Below are 15,403 nucleotides of genomic sequence, written 5' to 3' on the forward strand. Positions count from 1 at the left end.
CGCTCAAGCCGGAACCGCTGAGGGCCCTCCCAGGGTGGAAGCCCCGTTTACCCCCGTGTAACCCCGCTCCCCTACCCTAAGGGCGCCCTGGGGGAAAGGCCCCTGGGAGCAAAGGAGGAAGCCATGAGGAAGGAGATCCTTACCGGCATCGGCGCGATGGCCCTAGGCGTTCTGGCCCTGGCCCAGATGGGCAAGGGGGCGGGAAACCAGAGCCCGAGCTACCAGGGCTCCATCCCCGTCCAGGAAGCAGAGGGGAACGAGGCCACGGAGGCCCAGGCCTACCAGGCCCTGGCCAAGGTGACCCCCGACCAGGCGGTGAAGGCCGCCCAGGCCTACCTCGGCACCAGCGAGAAGCCCACCCGGGTGTCCCTGGGGAACGAGAACGGCTACCTGGTGTGGGAGGTGGTCCTGGCCGGGCAGGAGGTGAAGGTGGACGCGGGCACCGGCCAGGTGCTCCATAAGGAGGCCTACGGCGCCGAGCACGAGGAAGGCGGCGCGGAGCACGAGGAGGGCGGCGCCGAGGAGGCGGGCGAGTAGCGAAGGCCCGGGCCCCGGGGAAGGCACCCGGGGCCCATGCTTTACCAAAGGAGAAGCTATGCGCACGTGGAAGCTCCTCACCCCCCTTCTCGCCCTGGGCCTCGCCTGGGGCCAGGCGCTACCCAAGCTCGGCTTTCTGGAGGCGGCCAGGGCGGCGGAGGCCCACCTGAGAAGCCCCACCCCGCCCGAGGAGATCAGCCTCTCCTGGCGGGAGGGCCGCCCGGTGTACGGGGTGGACCTGGCCCGGGGAGCCCACCTGGTCCAGGTGTACGTGGACGGGGAAAGCGGGAAGGTCTTGGGCCAGAAGCCCCTAAAGGAGCGGGCCCTCGGGGCGCGGGCCTGGCTCAGGACGCCCCCGGGCATCCCGCTCAAGGAGGCGGTGGCCCGGGCGCAAAAGGCCCTGGGCACCGGGGAAGCCCCGGCCGAGGTGGCCTACCAGGTGTGGCGGGGCCGCCCGGTCCTAAGGGTAGACATCGGCGCGCGCCAGGCCATCCTGGACGCCAAGACCGGAGCCCTCCTCGGCACCGGGCCTGCCGGAAAGTAGCCCATGGCCTCCAGGCCCTCTCCTTACTCCGCTTGGCTGAAGCCGGCCGCGCTTTACGGGGCGCTCTTCCTCGCCCTCGCCGTCTTCGCCGAGCTCGCCGAGGACGTGTACCGGCGCGAGGGGTTTCCCTGGGACCGGGCGCTCCTCGCCGGGTTCCACGCCCTGCGCTCCCCCTTCCTGGACGGCCTCGCCCGCCTCCTCACCTTAAGCGCCTCCCTGCCCGCCATGGCCTTGGCCACGGGCGGGGTGCTTCTCTGGGCCTTTAGGAGAGGGCTTTCCTGGCCCCGGTTCCTCCTCGTCCTCGGGGGAAGCGAGGCTTTAAACCTCCTCGGCAAGCACCTCCTCGCCCGGCCCCGCCCCCACCTCTTCCCCCAGCTCACCCCGGAGCACGATTTCAGCTTCCCCTCGGGCCACGCCATGGCGAGCCTGGCCCTGGTGCTTGGGCTTTCCTGGCTACTGCGGGAGAGCCCCAAGGCCTCGCGCCTCGTCCTGCTCCTCGGGCTTCCCTGGGCTTTCGGGGTGGCCCTCTCCCGGCTCTACCTCCAGGTGCACTACCCCTCGGACGTCCTGGCGGGCTGGGCCCTCACCCTGGCCTGGTTCCTGGGCCTCCGCCTTATGCTTGGGAAGGATGCGGCTTCTCCTGGTGGAGGATGACCCCCGGGTGGGGGAGCTGGTGAAGGAGACCCTCGAGGCCGAGGGCTACGCCGTGGACTGGGCGAAAAGCGCCGAGGAGGGCCTGGGCCTCCTCGAGGCCTTCCCCTACGACCTCGCCATCCTGGACGTGATGCTCCCCGGGATGGACGGGTTCGCCCTCCTAAGGCGCCTGAGGGAAGCCTCCAAGCTCCCCGTGCTCATGCTCACCGCCCGGGGGGAGGTGGAGGACCGGGTGGAGGGCCTGGAGGGCGGGGCGGACGACTACCTGGTGAAGCCCTTCCACCTCAGGGAGCTCCGGGCCCGGGTGCGGGCCCTCCTCCGCCGGGCCCACGGGGAGGCCAGGAACCTGGTGGTGCGGGGGAGGCTCGCCCTGGACCTCGAGGCCCGCCGGGCCTTCTGGGAGGGGAAGGAGGTGCGGCTTTCCGGCCGGGAGTTCGCCCTCCTCGCCTTCCTCGCCCTAAACGCCGGGGGGCACTACCCGAGGGAGGTCCTCCTGGAGAAGGTCTGGGCCGGGGAGGAGGGGGTGGACCCCAAGGCCGTGGACGTCTACGTGCACCGCCTTAGGAAAAAGCTCTCTGAGGACGCCATCCGCACCGAGCGGGGCCTCGGGTACGCCTTCTTGGGATGAGCCTCCGCCTCCGCCTCGCCCTCTTCTACGCCCTCCTCCTGGGCCTGGTCCTTGCGGGGCTAGGCCTCTTCCTGCGCTACGCCTTGAAGGGCGCCCTCTACGGGGCCCTGGACGCCACCCTAAGGGACGCCCTCCTCCTCGCCCGCCCCCTGGTGAACGAGGAGGACGGGCACCTTAGGCTGGAACAGGAGCCCGAAAGCTTCCCCCAGGACCTGGCCCTCTTCCTGGTGGCGGGGGGGCAGGTGGTGGCGGCGGAGGGCCCCCCTTTCCCCCCGCCCCCCACCCTCCGGCCCGGGTGCTTCAGCCACGAGGAGGTGCGCTACTGCGCCCTGGAGGAAGGGGGCTTCGCCCTGGTGGCGGCCCGCTCCTCCGAGTGGGCAGACCGGGCCATGGACCGGATGGAACGGGTCCTCCTCCTCGCCTTCTCCGGGGCCTTGGCCCTCGCCTTCCTCCTGGGCTACCTCCTCGCGGGAAGGGCCCTCGCCCCCCTGGACCGCATGGCCCGAAGGGCCCTGGAGCTCGCCCAGGCCCCCGACCCCAAGGCCCGCCTCCCCGAACCCGGGCGGATGGACGAGGTGGGCCGCCTGGCCCGGGCCCAGAACCTCCTCCTGGAGGCCCTGGAGAGGCTTCTTGAGGCGGAAAGGTCCTTCGTCCGCCACGCCGCCCACGAGCTCCGCACCCCCCTCACCGTCCTCATCGGCAGGCTGGAGCAGGCCCTGGAGGCCGACCCCCCTCTCCGCCGCCCCCTGGAGCGGGCCCTGGAGGCGGCCCTGCACCTCAAAGCCCTGGCCGAGCGGCTCCTCCTCCTGGCCCGGGCCGAAGCCCCTCTCAGGCGCGAGCCCTTGGACCTGGTGGCCCTGGTGCTGGAGGCCCTGGAGGACCTGCCCCGGGAGGGCAAGGTCCTGGAGCTCCACCTCCCCCCCACCCTCCCCTACCGGGGCGACCCCGACCTCCTCCGGGCGCTGGTGCGGAACCTCCTGGAAAACGCCTTCCGGCACGCGAGAAGCCGGGTGGCGGTGCGGCTGGAGGGCCCCTGCCTCCTGGTGGACGACGACGGCCCGGGCATCCCCGAATCCGCCCGGGAGGCGGTCTTCCGGCCCTTCCAGAGGCTCGCCCCGGGTGGGGGAAGCGGCCTCGGCCTCCCCCTGGTGCGGCGGGTGGCCGAGGCCCACGGGGGCTTCGCCCGGGCCGAGGAAAGCCCCCTGGGGGGCGCCAGGGTGCGGGCCTGCTTGGGTAGGATGGGGCCGTGAGGCTGGGGTGGCTCGCCCTCCTAATCGGGATCGGCCTCTTTTTGGCCATCAACGCCCCCTGGATCACCCAGCAGGCCTACGCCCTCTACTACCGCTCCCGGGTGGCCTCCCTGCCCGCCTTCTCTCCCCCGCCGGGGACGCGCCTTCTCGTCCTCGCCCCCCACCCCGACGACGAGAGCCTCTGCTGCGCCGGGCTCATCCAGAAGGTCCTCCAAGGGGGAGGCCAGGTCTACCTGGCCTGGATGACCCTGGGGGACGGGTTCCAGTGGGACGCCGCCCTCCTCCACCGGACCTTGAGGCCAACCCCCAAGGACCTCCAGGCCCTGGCCCTGGCCCGGGAGAAGGAGGCCAAAGCGGCGGCCCGGACCCTGGGGGTGCCGGAGGGCCACCTCTACTTCCTCGGCTACCCCGACCGGGGCCTCCTCCCCATGTTCCTGGAGCACTTCTACACCCCCTACCGCTCCCGGGCCACGGGGCTTTCCGGGGTGGCCTACGAAGGCGCCCTCTCCCCCGGCGCCCCCTACACGGGGGAGGCCTGGGAGGAGGACCTTCGCCGGGTCCTGAAGGAGGCCGCCCCCACCCTGGTCCTGGCCCCCGCCCCCGAGGACGCCCACCCCGACCACCGGGCCACGGGGTACATGGCTCTGAGGCTCCTCGGGGAGATGGGGGCCCTGGACCGGCTCTACTTTTACGTGGTCCACGGGGGCCTGGAGTGGCCCCTGCCCAAGGGCTTCCACCCGGGCCTTCCCCTGGAGCCCCCGCCCCGGGGACGCCACCTCCCCTGGCGGAGGCTTGACCTCACCCCGGAGGAGGAGCAAGCCAAGCTCCAGGCCCTAAAGGCCCACCGGAGCCAGATGGAGCTTTTGGGCCGCTTCATGGAGGCCTTCGTGCGGAAAAACGAGCTCCTCGCCCCCTACGCCCCGCCTCCCTAGGCCTCTTCCACCTCGGCGGGAGGGTAGAGGAGCCTCGCCCGCTCGTCGTAGGCGAGAAGCCCGGCGAAGCGGCCCCACTCCAGAAGCCTCCGCCACACCCGCCTGGCCTCCTCCTGGGGAAGGCGGGCCTCCAGCCTGTCCAGCACCTCCTCCTCCCGCACCCTCCGGGCCAGGACCTCCTGGTGCAGTTCGGCCACCAGGGGGACGTGGCGCAGGAGGTGTTCGGCGAAGATCTCCTTCTGCCGGGGAAGGTCGGCCTCGGCCAGGGCCAGGCCGGAAGGGGTGAGCTCCACGTCCCCCTCGGCCACCCGGGCGAAGCCCAAAAGCTCCAGGGCCTCGAGGAGGGGCAGTAGCTCGTCCACCCCCAACCCCTCCTCCTCCGCCAGCAGGGGCAGGTCCGCCCGGCCCCCAAGCCGCCCCAGGGTCTCCACCAGGGCGAGCATCGCCCCCACCGGGGCCTCGGGGAGGCGGTAGGCCACCTCCTCCACCCGGCGCTCCACCTCCTCCCGGTGGGTGAGCTCGGCGTAGAGGCGGTCGGTGAGGGCGAGAAAGCGGGGGTCCCGAGGGTCCCGGGGGTGGCGCAGGGGCACCCGCACCTCGGCGGCGATGCGGGCCGGGCTTCCCTGCAGGACCAGGGCCCGGTCCGCCAGGGCCACCGCCTCCTCCATGTTGTGGGTGACGAGGAGGATGGCCTTGGTCCCGAGCCTCCCCGCCTCCCAGAGGTCCAGGAGGTCCTCCCTCAGGCCCTCGGCGGTGAGGGGGTCCAAGGCGGAGAAGGGCTCGTCCATGAAGAGGATCTCGGGCTCCACCACTAAGGCCCGGGCGAACCCCACCCGCTGGCGCATCCCCCCGGAGAGCTCCTTGGGAAGGGCCCCCTCAAAGCCCTCCAGGCCCACCAGGGCGATGGCCTCCCGGGCCTTCCGCTCCCGCTCCGCCTTGGGGAGGCCCCGGGCCTCGAGGCCCAGGGCCACGTTCTCCAGCACCGTGAGCCAGGGGAAGAGGGCGAAGCTCTGGAAGACCATGGCCATCCCCTCCACCGGGCCCTCCACCCGCCTCCCCTTGAAGCGCACCTCCCCCTCGTCCGGCGGGATGAGGCCGGCGAGGATCCTCAGGAGGGTGCTCTTCCCGCCCCCCGAGCGCCCCAAAAGGGCCACGATCTCCCCCTCGCGCACCTCCAGGTTCACCCCGGCGAGGACCGGGTGCGCCCCGTCCCCGGCCCGGAAGCTCTTGCCCACGTTCCTCGCCTCCAAGAGGACCACGCCCCACCCCCTAAAGCCGGAACCGCTCCTCGGCGAGGCGGTAGAGCCTGCGCCAGAGAAAGCGGTTCAGGAGGAGCACGAACCCGCTCATCGCCAGGATGCCGAGAAGAAGCCTCCCCCCGTCCCCCGCCTCCGTGGCCTTGGCGATGTAGGCCCCAAGGCCCGTGGCCTCCAGGGTCCGGCCGTGCCAGGACACCACCTCGGCCACGATGGAGGCGTTCCAGGTGCCGCCGCTCGCCGTGACGAGCCCCGTGACCAGGTAGGGGAAGACCCCGGGGAGAAGGAGCCGCCGCCAGAGGAGAAGCCCTTTAAGGCGGTAGGCCCGGGCGGCCTCCTTGAGGTCTTCCGGCAGGGCCGTGGCCCCCGCCACCACGTTGAAGAGCAGCGCCCCTTGCAGCAGGAGCCGGGGGAGCCGACCGACCTAAGGGCCAGGCCCGGGCGAATCCGGGAGGCCCCTCCCTGGGGTATAACCGGGTGGGATGGGAGAGGACGAGGAGGACATCCACCTGCTCCACCGGGTGGCCCGGCGGGACGAGGAGGCCCTTCTGGCCCTCTACCGCCGCTACGCCCCGAGGGTCCATGGCCTCGCCCGCCGGGTCCTCCGGGACGGGCACGAGGCCAAGGACGTGGTGCAGGAGACCTTCTTGCGCATCTGGAACAAGGCGGAGCGCTTTGACCCCGCCCTGGGGCGGCCCGCCACCTGGATCCTCACCATCGCCCACAGGCTGGCCTTGAAGCGCCTCAAGGCCCTGGAGCCCCTCGCCCTCCTCGAGGAGGACGGGGCGGAGGAGCGCTTAGGCGGGGACGAGCACCTGGACCGCCTCCGGGTGGCCCAGGCCCTGAAGGCCCTTTCGCCCGAGGAGCGGAAGCTTTTGGAGCTCGCCTACTTCCAGGGCTACTCCCACAGCGAGCTCGCCCTCCTGCTGGGCCTGCCCCTCGGCACCGTGAAGAGCCGGCTCCGCCGCGCCTTGGCCAAGCTGGAGGGGAAGCTCAAATGACCCACCTGGACCCGGACGACCTGGTGCGCCTGGCCCTGGACCTCCTGCCCGAGGAGGCGAGGCGGCAGGGCCTGGCCCACCTGAGGCGCTGTCCCTCCTGCCGCGCCGCCTACCGCGCCCACCTCGAGGCCCTGAGCGCCCTGGTACCCGAGGCCCCCGTGCCCCCCTCCTGGGAGGCGGAGCTAAGGGAGCGCCTCCGCCCGAGGCCCCTTTGGCCCCGCAGGCGGGTTCTTGCCCTGGGGCTTGCCGCCCTCCTCCTCGCCTTCCTGGGGTCCTTCGGGCTCCGAACCTGGCAGAGAGCGCTCGCCGAGAGGCGTTTCTTCGCCCTGGCGGCCGAGCCCGGGGCCCGGCTCATGCCCCTCCTCTCCCCCTCGGGCCGCCAGACGGGCTGGGCCCTGCGCACCGCCCAAGGCGAGGTCCTCCTCCTCCTCAAGTCCCCCCCGCCCCCGGGCCGGGTCTACCAGGCCTGGCTCATCCAGGACGGGCGCCGCAAAAGCCTCGGCCTCTCCCTCACCCCCCTCCTGGAGCTCGGCCCCCTGCCCGAGGGGAGCCTGGTGGGGGTCTCGGTGGAGCCTCCGGAGGGCAGCCCCGCCCCCACCACCCCCTCGGTGGGCCGGGCGCGGATCTAAGGACCCCCCGTTGCGAAACCGGGTTGCGGGCCTTTCGGCCAAGCCGATGAGGCAGCCCAAGTGGCTCGTGCGGATCCGCCTGGAGGTCGCGGTGGGCTGAGGCCGCCTTGGGGCAGCGTGGGGGGAAGAGGCGCGCAACCCAAGGCGAAAGGAATCCGCCTCGCCCCCTTTCGGGGTATTACCGGGTGGAGGTGGAGGTATGGAGCGCAGGAAGTTCTTGCAGGCCGCAGGTGGAGTTCTGGTTTCGGCCCTGGCCGGCCGGGCCTGGGCCCTGGTTCAGGCCACGGGGGAGGGGATCTTCCGCCGCTACCCCGCGGAGTTCGCCAGCTTCTCCGTGCCGCAGGGGCGGCCCTTCGCCGCCCAGGGGGTGGGGGAGACCCCCCTCGGCACCTCGGTCCTCGTCCGCACCGTCAAGGAGCAGCCCCTCCACTACCACCGGGAGCGGCTGGAGGTGGCTCTGGTTCTCAAAGGAGAGGGGGTTTTTGTAGCCGGGGGCCGGGAAATCCCCATCGGCCCAGGCCAGGTGGTGGTCATCCCGCCCATGACCGCCCACGCCTTCCTTGGGGAGCTGGACCTCCTCTCCCGCTTCAGCCCCAGGCTCATGGGGGACGTGGTCTTCGTGGACCGGGGCTTAGGGCCCCAGGAGGGGGCTCCCCTCCTCCTCACCCCCAAGCCCCCCGCGGTGCCCCAGGAGCGCCCCTTCGCCGCCCAAGGCCTGGCCAACCAGCCCCTGGGCACGGTGCTGGCCGTGGCCACCCGCACCGGGCAGCCCTGGCACTACCACCGGGCCCGGGACGAGGCCATCTACGTGCTGGAGGGCGAGGGAACGGCCCAGGTGGAGCTCAAGCGGGAGAAGGTGGGCCCGGGGAGCATCGTCCTGGTGCCGGCCGGGGCCATCCACCAGTTCCAGGGGACCTTGAGCTTCCTCTCCGTGTTTGGGCCGGCCCTGATGGGGGACGTGGTCTTCCTGTGAGGTTTGGCGCGCTTCTCCTCCTGCTTGCCGCCTGCGCCCCCATGCCCCTAAGCGCCCCCAAGGCGCCCGAGGCGGCAGAGGTGCGGGTAAGCCTCGTGGACTTTGAGTTCCAGCCCAAGGCCCTGAAGGTCCCCCCGGGGACCACCCTGGTCTTCGTGAACCAAGGCCAGGCCCCCCACACCGTGACCGACAGCCGGGGCCGCTTTGACAGCGGGGTGCTGGCCCCGGGAGCCGAGTTCCGCCGCACCTTCACCGAGCCCGGGAGCTACGCCATCTACTGCGCCCTCCACCCCTACATGGTCTTCAGCCTCGAGGTCGGCCCCTAGACCCTTCCCAGGCTTTTGGGCCATGGGCTCGTCATGGCCCTAGCCTGGCAGAGCCCGGTCTTCCTGGAGAGGACCCGCCTTCTCCGGCTTCTCCCGGAAGAACCGGGCTTCTGTCTGGACTTACGCGGCCTCCACCCGCACCGATAACAGAGGGCTCAGCTTACCCGCGATGAGTCTCCGTCGGCATCGGTGGAAGCTCAACTTCAGCCGCTCATGCCCATGCTTCATGAGCCCATAGGCCACCCACCCCAAGGCCAGATGGGCCAGCGCCGATGCCCCCACCCCTACCCCCTTCAGAGGGGCTCCAGCCTTCCCACCATCCAGCCCAGGGGATAGCCGTCCCGGGGGAGGCGGGCCCCCGCGGTCTTGCGGGTCTTGGGCTCCTCGCCCTCGGGGTGGTCCTCGGGGAGGAGGAGGGCGAGGCGCAGGGCGAGCCGCCCCGAGCCAAAGCCCACCCGCAAGGGGAAGACCTCGGGGTCCTTAAGCCTTTCGGAAAGGGCCTCGTAGACCTTAAGGGCCTTCTTGAGCTCGTAGTCCTCGGCGAAGCGCCTCTCCCACTCGGCCACCTGGCCGTAATAGTCCCTGAGGGCCCGCACCAGGGCCTCAGGGGGGATGGGCATGGAAACCCCCCGCTTCCCGTCCCAGTCCCGGCTTAGGCCCTCGTGGTAGCGGAAGGTGAGGGCGAAGCGGGTGCCCATGCGGAAGGTCTCCGCCAGGAGGACCATCCCCGAGGTGTCCTTATTGGGGTGGAAGACCCCGATGCGGTTCAGGAAGGTGGGGGTGGGGCCGGAGTCGGAAAGGCGCACCGCCCGGAAGGGGTCCTGGTAGAGGTTAAGCCCCCGACGCCCCTCCTGGGCGTAGCCCAGCACCGCCCCCTCAAAGGCCTGGTTCTCCGGGAGGCCGGGGTTCCGGGAGGGGTAGACGTGGACGTCCCCGTCCTCCCTCCGCCAGGGCCTGAGCCGCCACACCCCCGTCCTCCGGTCAAACTCCGCCACCTGGCCCCTTTCCACGAGCACGTGGAAGAGCCAGGCGGTGCGCAAGGCCCCCTTCACGCTGGAGCCCGGGAGGTAGGGGCCGAGGGGGGAGGAAGGAAGGGGGCGGTACTCCAGGGCGGCCTCCTCGGTGGCGGACTGGACCGCTTCCAAGAAAGCGGGGCTTGCGGGGAGGGTGCGGAGGATGGCCTCCCTAGGAAGCTGGCCCTCCTGGTAAAGGTAGCGAAGCACCTCCTGGGCCGCCTTGGGGCCCTGGGCCACCTTCTCCAGGTACTGCCGCCTCCTGGTCTCGGGAAGGGCGAGGAGGAGGGCGCCGGGGTCCAGGAGGTGGACCTCCTTCTTGGCGAAGTCGGGCACGTAGGCGTAGGCGGGGTAGGCCTCCCCCGTGCCCACGTGCACCGGGCTCAGGGCCTCGAGCTCCAGGCGAAAGCTCCTCATCATACCCGCACCCCCAGGGGAAAGACCGCGAGGACCTCGCACGCCCGCGCCCCCTCCTCGGGGGAGACGTCCAAAAGGGCGTTCCTCACCTCCTGGTAGACGCTCCCCTCCCGGGTCCTGAGGTAAGGGGCCTTGAAGGGCTTCCCCCCATGCCCCGCCCCGAGGCGGCCCCAGTAGGGCTCCAGCTCGTAGTAGAGGGCGCCTTCCAAAGGCCCGGGGGCCAGGGTGGCGTAGGCGTTCGGGGCCTCGGCCTCGGGAAGCTCCGCCTCCAGGGGGCCCTCCACCCGGAACCGCCCGAGGCCCACGCTGGCCCCGCCCCCATACCCCATCTCCCCCACGAAGGCGAGGGCCTCCTTGAGGTCAAAGGGGGCCTCCCCCAGGACGTAGAGGGCGTAGGGGGTCTTGGGGTCGGGGAAGAGGAGCTCCTGGGTGAAGAGGATGCCCCGCCTCGCCGCCCCCGTGGCCCGGTCTATGCCCACCCGGCTCCGGCGGAGCCTCCTCGGCTCGGGGGGGCTTGCCTTCCCCAGGACCTCGAGGGCCTCCAAAAGGGCCCCCTCTCCCCTTTCCGCCAGGGCCTTGAAGGTCTCCAGGCGCACCAGGGCGAGGTTCTTAAGGGCCTTCCGCCGGACGGTCTCCTCCACCTGGACGGGGGGAAGCTTGGGCCGGGGAAGCCAGCCCTCGGGGTAGACGCTGGAGAGGCGGAAGGGGGGTTCTTTGCGAAACCTTTCCAGAAGGGCCTCGAGGGCCTCCTCCCCGTGGGTGTAGCGGTACCAAAAGAGGAGGTGGCCCATGAGGGTGGGGGCCCGGGGGAGGGCCTTCAGGGGCCCCTGGAAGTAGAGCCGGAAGAGGGTCGCCCGCATTCAGGCCCCCTCGAGGACCACCTCCTCCACCTTAAGCCTTTCCCTCAGGGGCAGGCCCTCCTGGGCCTCCGGGGGCTTATCCGGGTGGAGGAAGTAGACCTGGCCGTACCCCCGGCTGATGTGCCCCCCGAGGCCGTCCAGCTCAAGGAGCTCCAGGGCCCGCATGAGGTACTTCCCGAAGTAGGCCTCGTCCAGCTCGTCCAGCACCCGGTAGCTCATCTCCACCAGGAAGCGGGCCCCGGCGGGGACCCTCTCCGTGGTGCGGGGGTTGGCGTTCCCCCCCAGGCGGGGGATGAAGACCTCCTGCTTGATCTCGGTGTAGAGCCCCCCCCGCGCGGTGGCCCGCTCCAGCTCCCGCTTGGACTCCTCGGTGAGGTAGGCGTCCCGCACGAGAAGCCGGGTGGGGCCCCGCTCCCGGGCCACCTTCAGGGCGGCCTCGTCGTTTTCCGGGGCGAGGCCGAAGATGCGGGCCACGGGGTCTTTGGGGTCGGGGGAGGCGTAGACCTGCCTTTCTTTGGCCTTCAGGATGTAGTCCCCGCCCAGGCTCCACTCCAGGAGGTAGCGGAGCTTCCCCTTGAGGCTGGAGCCCGGGATGTAGGGCTCGTCGGTGAGGGGGTTGCGGATCACGGGGTTGTCCAGGTCGCCGATGGCCATCTGGTCCCGGCTCATCCCGATCCTGAGGCCGGTCTTAGCCAGGAGCACCGCGCGGATGCGGATCACCTTCTTAAGCCTCATTTCCGTCCTCCACCTTCTCCAAAGGCGTAGAAGTAGGCGAGCACCGCCTCCACGTACTTCATCATCGCTTCAAAGTCCTTGGGGCTCCGCTTGCCCGCCTCGAGGGCCTCCTCCATAAACGCCACGAACTCCCTCGCGTTCCTAAGCGGTCCCTGGGGGCGGGTGTTGTAGAAGAGCTTGGCCTTGAGGAGCTCCATCTGGGGCACGAGCCGGGCGAAGGCCAGGGCCTCGTCCCCCTTGCGCTCCCTCTCAAAGCGGTTCTCCAGGGCACGGAGCTCGGCGAAGTAGTTGCGGAACTGGCTGGACTTGAGCCCGCCCCTGGCTAACCTCTCCGCCACCTCCCGCGCCCGCTCAAAGACCCTGGGGTCCAGAACCCCCCGCTCCTTGTCCTTGAAAAACTCCAAAGCCGGCATTCACGCCCTCCTTTCCCGGTAAAGCGCCCACTGGACCCAGACCGGGAGGTAGGCCCAGGCCGGGTCCTGGTGGTCAAGAAGCCTCAGGTACCGCTCCCACGCCCCTGCGTCCCGCTCCCGCACCCGCCTCAGGGCGTAGGCCAGGAGGGGCTTGTAGCGCACCCTCTCCCCGGGGTCCTCCAGGGGGGCGAAGCGGCGCCAGAGGGAAAGCCAGCGGTAGGCCTGGGCCCGGGAGACCCGCTCCTCCCGGAGGTCGCGGGAGAGGTCCTCGGCCCAGGCCCTAAGCTTAGGAAGCTCCTCCCAGGGCACGGCCTGGCCGAAGAGGAAGAGCCTTCCCCGCCCCGCCTCCTTGGCCCGCTTCTCGGCCCCGCCGAGGAGGCGGGAAAGCTCCGGCACCGGGAGGCTCGGCCCCACCAGGACGAAGCCCCCGGAAAGGCTTAGGGCCTCGTGGCGGGTGAAGCGGCGGTAGAGCCTTTCCAGGTCCAGGGCGAAGTCCAGAAGGGCGTCCCAGGGCCCGAGGAGGAAGAGGTCGTCCCCGCCCGAATACACGCTGTAGAGGAGGGGGTAGCGCGCCTCCTTGCGCTGGGCCTCGAGGGCGCCCCACCCGAGCCTTTCCCGGTAGCGCCCGGGGGTTTCCAGAAGGGAAAGCACCTCGGCGGCGAAGAAGACCTCCAGGGTGCGGGAGAGGGCGGCGATGCGGCTCGGGGTGGCGAGGTCCCTCCCTTCCCGCCGGTACCCCGTGGCGAAGGCCTCCCCCATGCGGTCGGCGTCCAGGAGGAGGGCCCCGAGGTAGGGGGCGCCCTCCGAGAGGGCGGCGAGCTCGGCGAAGGTGAGGACCTTCTCGGGGTGGACCTCCTCGTCCTCCAGAAGCCCCTCCTCCTCGGCCCAGGCCCGGTAGGCCGGAAGGTCCCACCCCCGGGCCTTCAGGGCGTGGGCCACCCGGGGCAGGTGGCCGAGGAGGGGCTTGGCCTCGGAGGGGACCTCCTCCGGGGCGAAGTCCAGGCGGGCCCGGTAAAGGTGCACCGCTCCCGGAAGCTTCCCTCCCAGGGCCGCCTTCAGGCCGGGAAAGGCGAAGAAAGGCCTGGGGGCGCCGTCCTCAAAGAAACCCACCCGGTCGCTTTGGGGAAGGAGCCCCCCCACCTCCCTTTCCCGCTCGCAGTCCCCGCAGAGGCTTCCGGGCTCGTCCCTTTGGGCGGGCCGCAGGCCGCAGGCGGCGCAGGGGCGCAAAGGCCTGCCCAGGGTCTCCTCCGTGGAGCGGAGGAAGGGAAAGGGCCTGAGCTTGGCCCGGGCCAGGGCCTCGTGGAGGCGGGCGAGGAGGGCGGCGAAGTCCCGGAAGTCCTGGCCGCGAAAGGCCACCCAGGCCAGGTGGGGCACGAGGCTCCCGCCCCGCTCCAAAGCCCAGCGGCCCCAGGCCTCCCTGGCCCCCTCCAGGGCGGCCACCGCCTCCTCGGTGTTGGGCAGGAGGAGGTAGAACTTGCCCCCCGCCCCCAGGATGCGGTTCAAGGGGGTGAGGCCCAGGCGCCGGAGAAGCGCGAGGGCCATGGCCTCGGCGGCGAGGCTCACCTCGAGGCTCCTCGCCCGAAGCCGTTTGGCGATGCCGCCCACCCCGGTCTCCGCCCCGGCGATGCGGTAGATGTGCCCCTGGATGCCCCCCATGTCCCCCGCCACCAGGAGGAACTTCTCCCCGTCCCGGCGCAGGTCTTCCGGGGTGGGGCTTTTCCCGTGAAACAGCCAGAGGGCGTGGGCGATGGCCGCCGTGAGGCGCAGGTGGTCGTAGAGGCTCACGTCGGGCTCGGACTGGGTGTCGGCGGGGACCAGGGAAAGCGTCTCCTGGAAGGCCAGGGCGAGGTTCAGGAGAAGGGCCTCCTTGGTGAGAGGGAGGCGGGCCATCTCGGAAAGCCGGGCCTCGAGGCGCTCCAGGAGCCGCCCGTACACCTCTTTGGAGACGCCCGGCCGGTCCTCCGGGTAGAGGGCCCCCGGGGCGAGGCCCACCCCGCTTTCCCCCGAAAGGCGGTAGACCGGGCTGTACCCCCCTTCCCCGCCCTCCTTCCCCTGCACCCGGAGGTGGCGGAAGGGGGGCTTCAGGGGCACCTCCGGGGGGCTTCCCCCGCCTTCCCCCTCCTCCCGCTCCTTGGAGGCGTAGGTGTCCGCCAGGGCCACGCACCAGGCCTCGGGGGTCTCGGGCCGGTACTGGGGGCGGTCCCGCCAGCCCTCGTGGTGGCGGCTTGCGGTCTCGGCGAGCCAGCTTGGGTCCAGGCCCGCCTTTCGGAAGAGCTCGGCGTGCGCCCGGACGAAGTAGGCGGTGTAGGCGGTGTGGGTGCGGTCCGGCACCCGCTCGTCCCGCTCCCCCCAAAGGGCCCGGGAGTAGAGCTTGCCCACGTCGTGAAGGAGGCCCGCCAAGGCCAGGTCCAGGCCGTCCCGGTTCATGGCTTCCAAGGTATTCCTCCACTCATCCCCGCCCTGTGAAGTTTGCACACGGCCCCCCTAGACCACGGCGAGCTCGCGAGGGGAAGGAAGCGGCCCCGCCCCCAGGACCTCCACCCGCCCCGCCACGGGGTAGACGCGCAGGGCGTCCTGGCCCAGGTCCAAAAGCCTCCTCGCCCGGGCGCGCAGGTCCTCCAATAGCTTTTCGTCCAGGTAGCACTCAAACACGGAGAGCTGGACCCGCTCCCCGTAGCTCTTCAACAGATTGGCCAACTTGATCCTGCGGGTGTCGTCGGGGATGTCATACGCCACCGCATACAGGCGTTTTGCCATGGGTCTAGACTACCCGAAACCCTTGGGAATCGCAATCCCCTTACGGGGCTATGTGGTTTGCAACCGTTACATGCAACATCTGGTGGGCTCAGGGGTTTCCTATAGTCGCAATCCCCTTACGGGGCTATGTGGTTTGCAACTGATGTGGAAAGAGATAAGGAGCTTCTTGGTAGACTTAGTAGTCGCAATCCCCTTACGGGGCTATGTGGTTTGCAACACCAAGAAGGGACTCCTCCTTGCCCTTAAGGCGGAAGGTCGCAATCCCCTTACGGGGCTATGTGGTTTGCAACTCTACCCCTCTAAGAACCCCGTCCTGGACGGCACCGCCAGAGGGGGGTTTATGAGAAAGATGAAGCTTGGAATATGCACACGGCGAATAACGGGGGTTTTCGGGGGTTTGTGCCGATGAAAAGCCACAGGAGAAAGGGGCGATGAGAAGGGGAAAACGCATATTGCCCATCCCCAAGGGAAGAACTGG

The 15,403-nt window shown here is 70.8% G+C and carries 18 protein-coding genes and 1 pseudogene; 10 read left to right on the forward strand and 9 right to left on the reverse strand.

The window, feature by feature from the left end; all coding sequences use genetic code 11:
• Positions 1–123 precede the first annotated feature (123 nt).
• Genes AC01Y6_RS07490 through AC01Y6_RS07515 form a run of 6 tightly spaced genes read left to right on the forward strand, consistent with a single transcriptional unit; the run spans position 124 to position 4,545 of the window.
• Positions 124–537 carry a PepSY domain-containing protein gene (locus tag AC01Y6_RS07490; protein ID WP_428722112.1) on the forward strand — a complete coding sequence of 138 codons (414 nt, stop codon included), beginning with the start codon at positions 124–126 and terminating at the stop codon, positions 535–537.
• Between the two features lie 58 nt (positions 538–595).
• On the forward strand, positions 596–1,081 hold the full coding sequence (locus AC01Y6_RS07495) for a PepSY domain-containing protein (RefSeq protein WP_428720852.1): 486 nt from the start codon (positions 596–598) through the stop codon (positions 1,079–1,081).
• Positions 1,082–1,084: 3 nt separating this feature from the next.
• Complete coding sequence (locus tag AC01Y6_RS07500; protein WP_476670952.1) at positions 1,085–1,735, forward strand: phosphatase PAP2 family protein; 651 nt, start codon at positions 1,085–1,087, stop codon at positions 1,733–1,735.
• Entirely contained in the window at positions 1,710–2,363 is a 654-nt protein-coding gene (locus AC01Y6_RS07505; protein WP_347240661.1) for a response regulator transcription factor, read from the forward strand. The genes AC01Y6_RS07500 and AC01Y6_RS07505 overlap by 26 nt, the downstream gene beginning before the upstream one ends.
• The gene (locus tag AC01Y6_RS07510) at positions 2,360–3,613 is read left to right on the forward strand and encodes a HAMP domain-containing sensor histidine kinase (RefSeq protein WP_428720854.1); all 1,254 of its coding nucleotides are present in this window, start codon (positions 2,360–2,362) and stop codon (positions 3,611–3,613) included. Before AC01Y6_RS07505 ends, AC01Y6_RS07510 begins: the two co-directional genes overlap by 4 nt.
• Positions 3,610–4,545, forward strand: a complete 936-nt coding sequence (locus AC01Y6_RS07515; RefSeq protein ID WP_476670954.1) for a PIG-L deacetylase family protein — start codon at positions 3,610–3,612, stop codon at positions 4,543–4,545. The genes AC01Y6_RS07510 and AC01Y6_RS07515 overlap by 4 nt, the downstream gene beginning before the upstream one ends.
• Here the strand turns inward: AC01Y6_RS07515 and AC01Y6_RS07520 are convergent.
• Both AC01Y6_RS07520 and AC01Y6_RS07525 read right to left on the reverse strand, forming a co-directional pair.
• A complete protein-coding gene (locus AC01Y6_RS07520; RefSeq protein WP_476670956.1) occupies positions 4,542–5,804 on the reverse strand; it encodes an ABC transporter ATP-binding protein in 1,263 nt (420 codons plus the stop codon). The two genes, AC01Y6_RS07515 and AC01Y6_RS07520, sit on opposite strands and share 4 nt — an antisense overlap.
• A 10-nt stretch (positions 5,805–5,814) precedes the next feature.
• Entirely contained in the window at positions 5,815–6,177 is a 363-nt protein-coding gene (locus AC01Y6_RS07525; protein ID WP_476670958.1) for an ABC transporter permease subunit, read from the reverse strand.
• 106 nt (positions 6,178–6,283) lie between these two features.
• On the opposite strand from AC01Y6_RS07525, the gene AC01Y6_RS07530 reads away from it, so the two are divergent.
• The 4 genes from AC01Y6_RS07530 to AC01Y6_RS07545 all read left to right on the forward strand — a co-directional run bounded on the left by AC01Y6_RS07530 (position 6,284) and on the right by AC01Y6_RS07545 (position 8,730).
• On the forward strand, positions 6,284–6,802 hold the full coding sequence (locus AC01Y6_RS07530) for a sigma-70 family RNA polymerase sigma factor (RefSeq protein ID WP_428720433.1): 519 nt from the start codon (positions 6,284–6,286) through the stop codon (positions 6,800–6,802).
• Positions 6,799–7,431 carry an anti-sigma factor gene (locus tag AC01Y6_RS07535; RefSeq protein ID WP_476670960.1) on the forward strand — a complete coding sequence of 211 codons (633 nt, stop codon included), beginning with the start codon at positions 6,799–6,801 and terminating at the stop codon, positions 7,429–7,431. Before AC01Y6_RS07530 ends, AC01Y6_RS07535 begins: the two co-directional genes overlap by 4 nt.
• 199 nt (positions 7,432–7,630) lie before the next feature.
• Positions 7,631–8,404 (forward strand): cupin domain-containing protein, encoded by a 774-nt coding sequence (locus tag AC01Y6_RS07540; RefSeq protein ID WP_476670962.1) that lies wholly within the window; start codon positions 7,631–7,633, stop codon positions 8,402–8,404.
• Positions 8,401–8,730, forward strand: coding sequence for a cupredoxin domain-containing protein (locus AC01Y6_RS07545; RefSeq protein WP_476670963.1), 330 nt, complete (start codon positions 8,401–8,403; stop codon positions 8,728–8,730). Before AC01Y6_RS07540 ends, AC01Y6_RS07545 begins: the two co-directional genes overlap by 4 nt.
• 120 nt (positions 8,731–8,850) lie before the next feature.
• Here AC01Y6_RS07545 and AC01Y6_RS07550 read toward each other — a convergent pair.
• The 7 genes and pseudogenes from AC01Y6_RS07550 to cas2 form a co-directional block, all read right to left on the reverse strand.
• Positions 8,851–8,997 (reverse strand): annotated as a pseudogene (locus tag AC01Y6_RS07550) (IS701 family transposase); the annotation flags it as partial.
• A 26-nt stretch (positions 8,998–9,023) separates the two neighbouring features.
• Complete coding sequence (gene csm5, locus AC01Y6_RS07555) at positions 9,024–10,163, reverse strand: type III-A CRISPR-associated RAMP protein Csm5 (RefSeq protein WP_476670964.1); 1,140 nt, start codon at positions 10,161–10,163, stop codon at positions 9,024–9,026.
• A complete protein-coding gene (gene csm4, locus AC01Y6_RS07560) occupies positions 10,160–11,020 on the reverse strand; it encodes a type III-A CRISPR-associated RAMP protein Csm4 (protein WP_476670965.1) in 861 nt (286 codons plus the stop codon). The genes csm5 and csm4 overlap by 4 nt, the downstream gene beginning before the upstream one ends.
• A complete protein-coding gene (gene csm3, locus AC01Y6_RS07565; protein WP_476670966.1) occupies positions 11,021–11,755 on the reverse strand; it encodes a type III-A CRISPR-associated RAMP protein Csm3 in 735 nt (244 codons plus the stop codon).
• The gene (gene csm2, locus AC01Y6_RS07570; RefSeq protein WP_476670968.1) at positions 11,752–12,168 is read right to left on the reverse strand and encodes a type III-A CRISPR-associated protein Csm2; all 417 of its coding nucleotides are present in this window, start codon (positions 12,166–12,168) and stop codon (positions 11,752–11,754) included. Before csm2 ends, csm3 begins: the two co-directional genes overlap by 4 nt.
• Positions 12,169–14,595: a type III-A CRISPR-associated protein Cas10/Csm1 gene (gene cas10 / locus AC01Y6_RS07575; protein WP_476670969.1), complete on the reverse strand. Its 2,427-nt coding sequence runs from the start codon at positions 14,593–14,595 to the stop codon at positions 12,169–12,171.
• Between the two features lie 57 nt (positions 14,596–14,652).
• The gene (gene cas2 / locus AC01Y6_RS07580; RefSeq protein ID WP_476670971.1) at positions 14,653–14,925 is read right to left on the reverse strand and encodes a CRISPR-associated endonuclease Cas2; all 273 of its coding nucleotides are present in this window, start codon (positions 14,923–14,925) and stop codon (positions 14,653–14,655) included.
• Positions 14,926–15,403: the final 478 nt, after the last annotated feature.

This window comes from Thermus sp. (assembly GCF_056332225.1).

What these genes read in the sequence shown, in the direction of transcription:
- AC01Y6_RS07535 (WP_476670960.1), top strand. Translation starts at nt 6,799, where the DNA reads ATGACCCACCTGGACCCGGACGACCTGGTGCGCCTGGCCCTGGACCTC.
- AC01Y6_RS07490 (WP_428722112.1), top strand. Translation starts at nt 124, where the DNA reads ATGAGGAAGGAGATCCTTACCGGCATCGGCGCGATGGCCCTAGGCGTT.
- AC01Y6_RS07530 (WP_428720433.1), top strand. Translation starts at nt 6,284, where the DNA reads ATGGGAGAGGACGAGGAGGACATCCACCTGCTCCACCGGGTGGCCCGG.
- csm2 (WP_476670968.1), bottom strand. Translation starts at nt 12,168, where the DNA reads ATGCCGGCTTTGGAGTTTTTCAAGGACAAGGAGCGGGGGGTTCTGGAC.
- AC01Y6_RS07505 (WP_347240661.1), top strand. Translation starts at nt 1,710, where the DNA reads ATGCGGCTTCTCCTGGTGGAGGATGACCCCCGGGTGGGGGAGCTGGTG.
- AC01Y6_RS07495 (WP_428720852.1), top strand. Translation starts at nt 596, where the DNA reads ATGCGCACGTGGAAGCTCCTCACCCCCCTTCTCGCCCTGGGCCTCGCC.
- AC01Y6_RS07540 (WP_476670962.1), top strand. Translation starts at nt 7,631, where the DNA reads ATGGAGCGCAGGAAGTTCTTGCAGGCCGCAGGTGGAGTTCTGGTTTCG.
- csm3 (WP_476670966.1), bottom strand. Translation starts at nt 11,755, where the DNA reads ATGAGGCTTAAGAAGGTGATCCGCATCCGCGCGGTGCTCCTGGCTAAG.
- AC01Y6_RS07500 (WP_476670952.1), top strand. Translation starts at nt 1,085, where the DNA reads ATGGCCTCCAGGCCCTCTCCTTACTCCGCTTGGCTGAAGCCGGCCGCG.
- csm4 (WP_476670965.1), bottom strand. Translation starts at nt 11,020, where the DNA reads ATGCGGGCGACCCTCTTCCGGCTCTACTTCCAGGGGCCCCTGAAGGCC.
- AC01Y6_RS07510 (WP_428720854.1), top strand. Translation starts at nt 2,360, where the DNA reads ATGAGCCTCCGCCTCCGCCTCGCCCTCTTCTACGCCCTCCTCCTGGGC.
- cas10 (WP_476670969.1), bottom strand. Translation starts at nt 14,595, where the DNA reads ATGAACCGGGACGGCCTGGACCTGGCCTTGGCGGGCCTCCTTCACGAC.
- csm5 (WP_476670964.1), bottom strand. Translation starts at nt 10,163, where the DNA reads ATGATGAGGAGCTTTCGCCTGGAGCTCGAGGCCCTGAGCCCGGTGCAC.
- cas2 (WP_476670971.1), bottom strand. Translation starts at nt 14,925, where the DNA reads ATGGCAAAACGCCTGTATGCGGTGGCGTATGACATCCCCGACGACACC.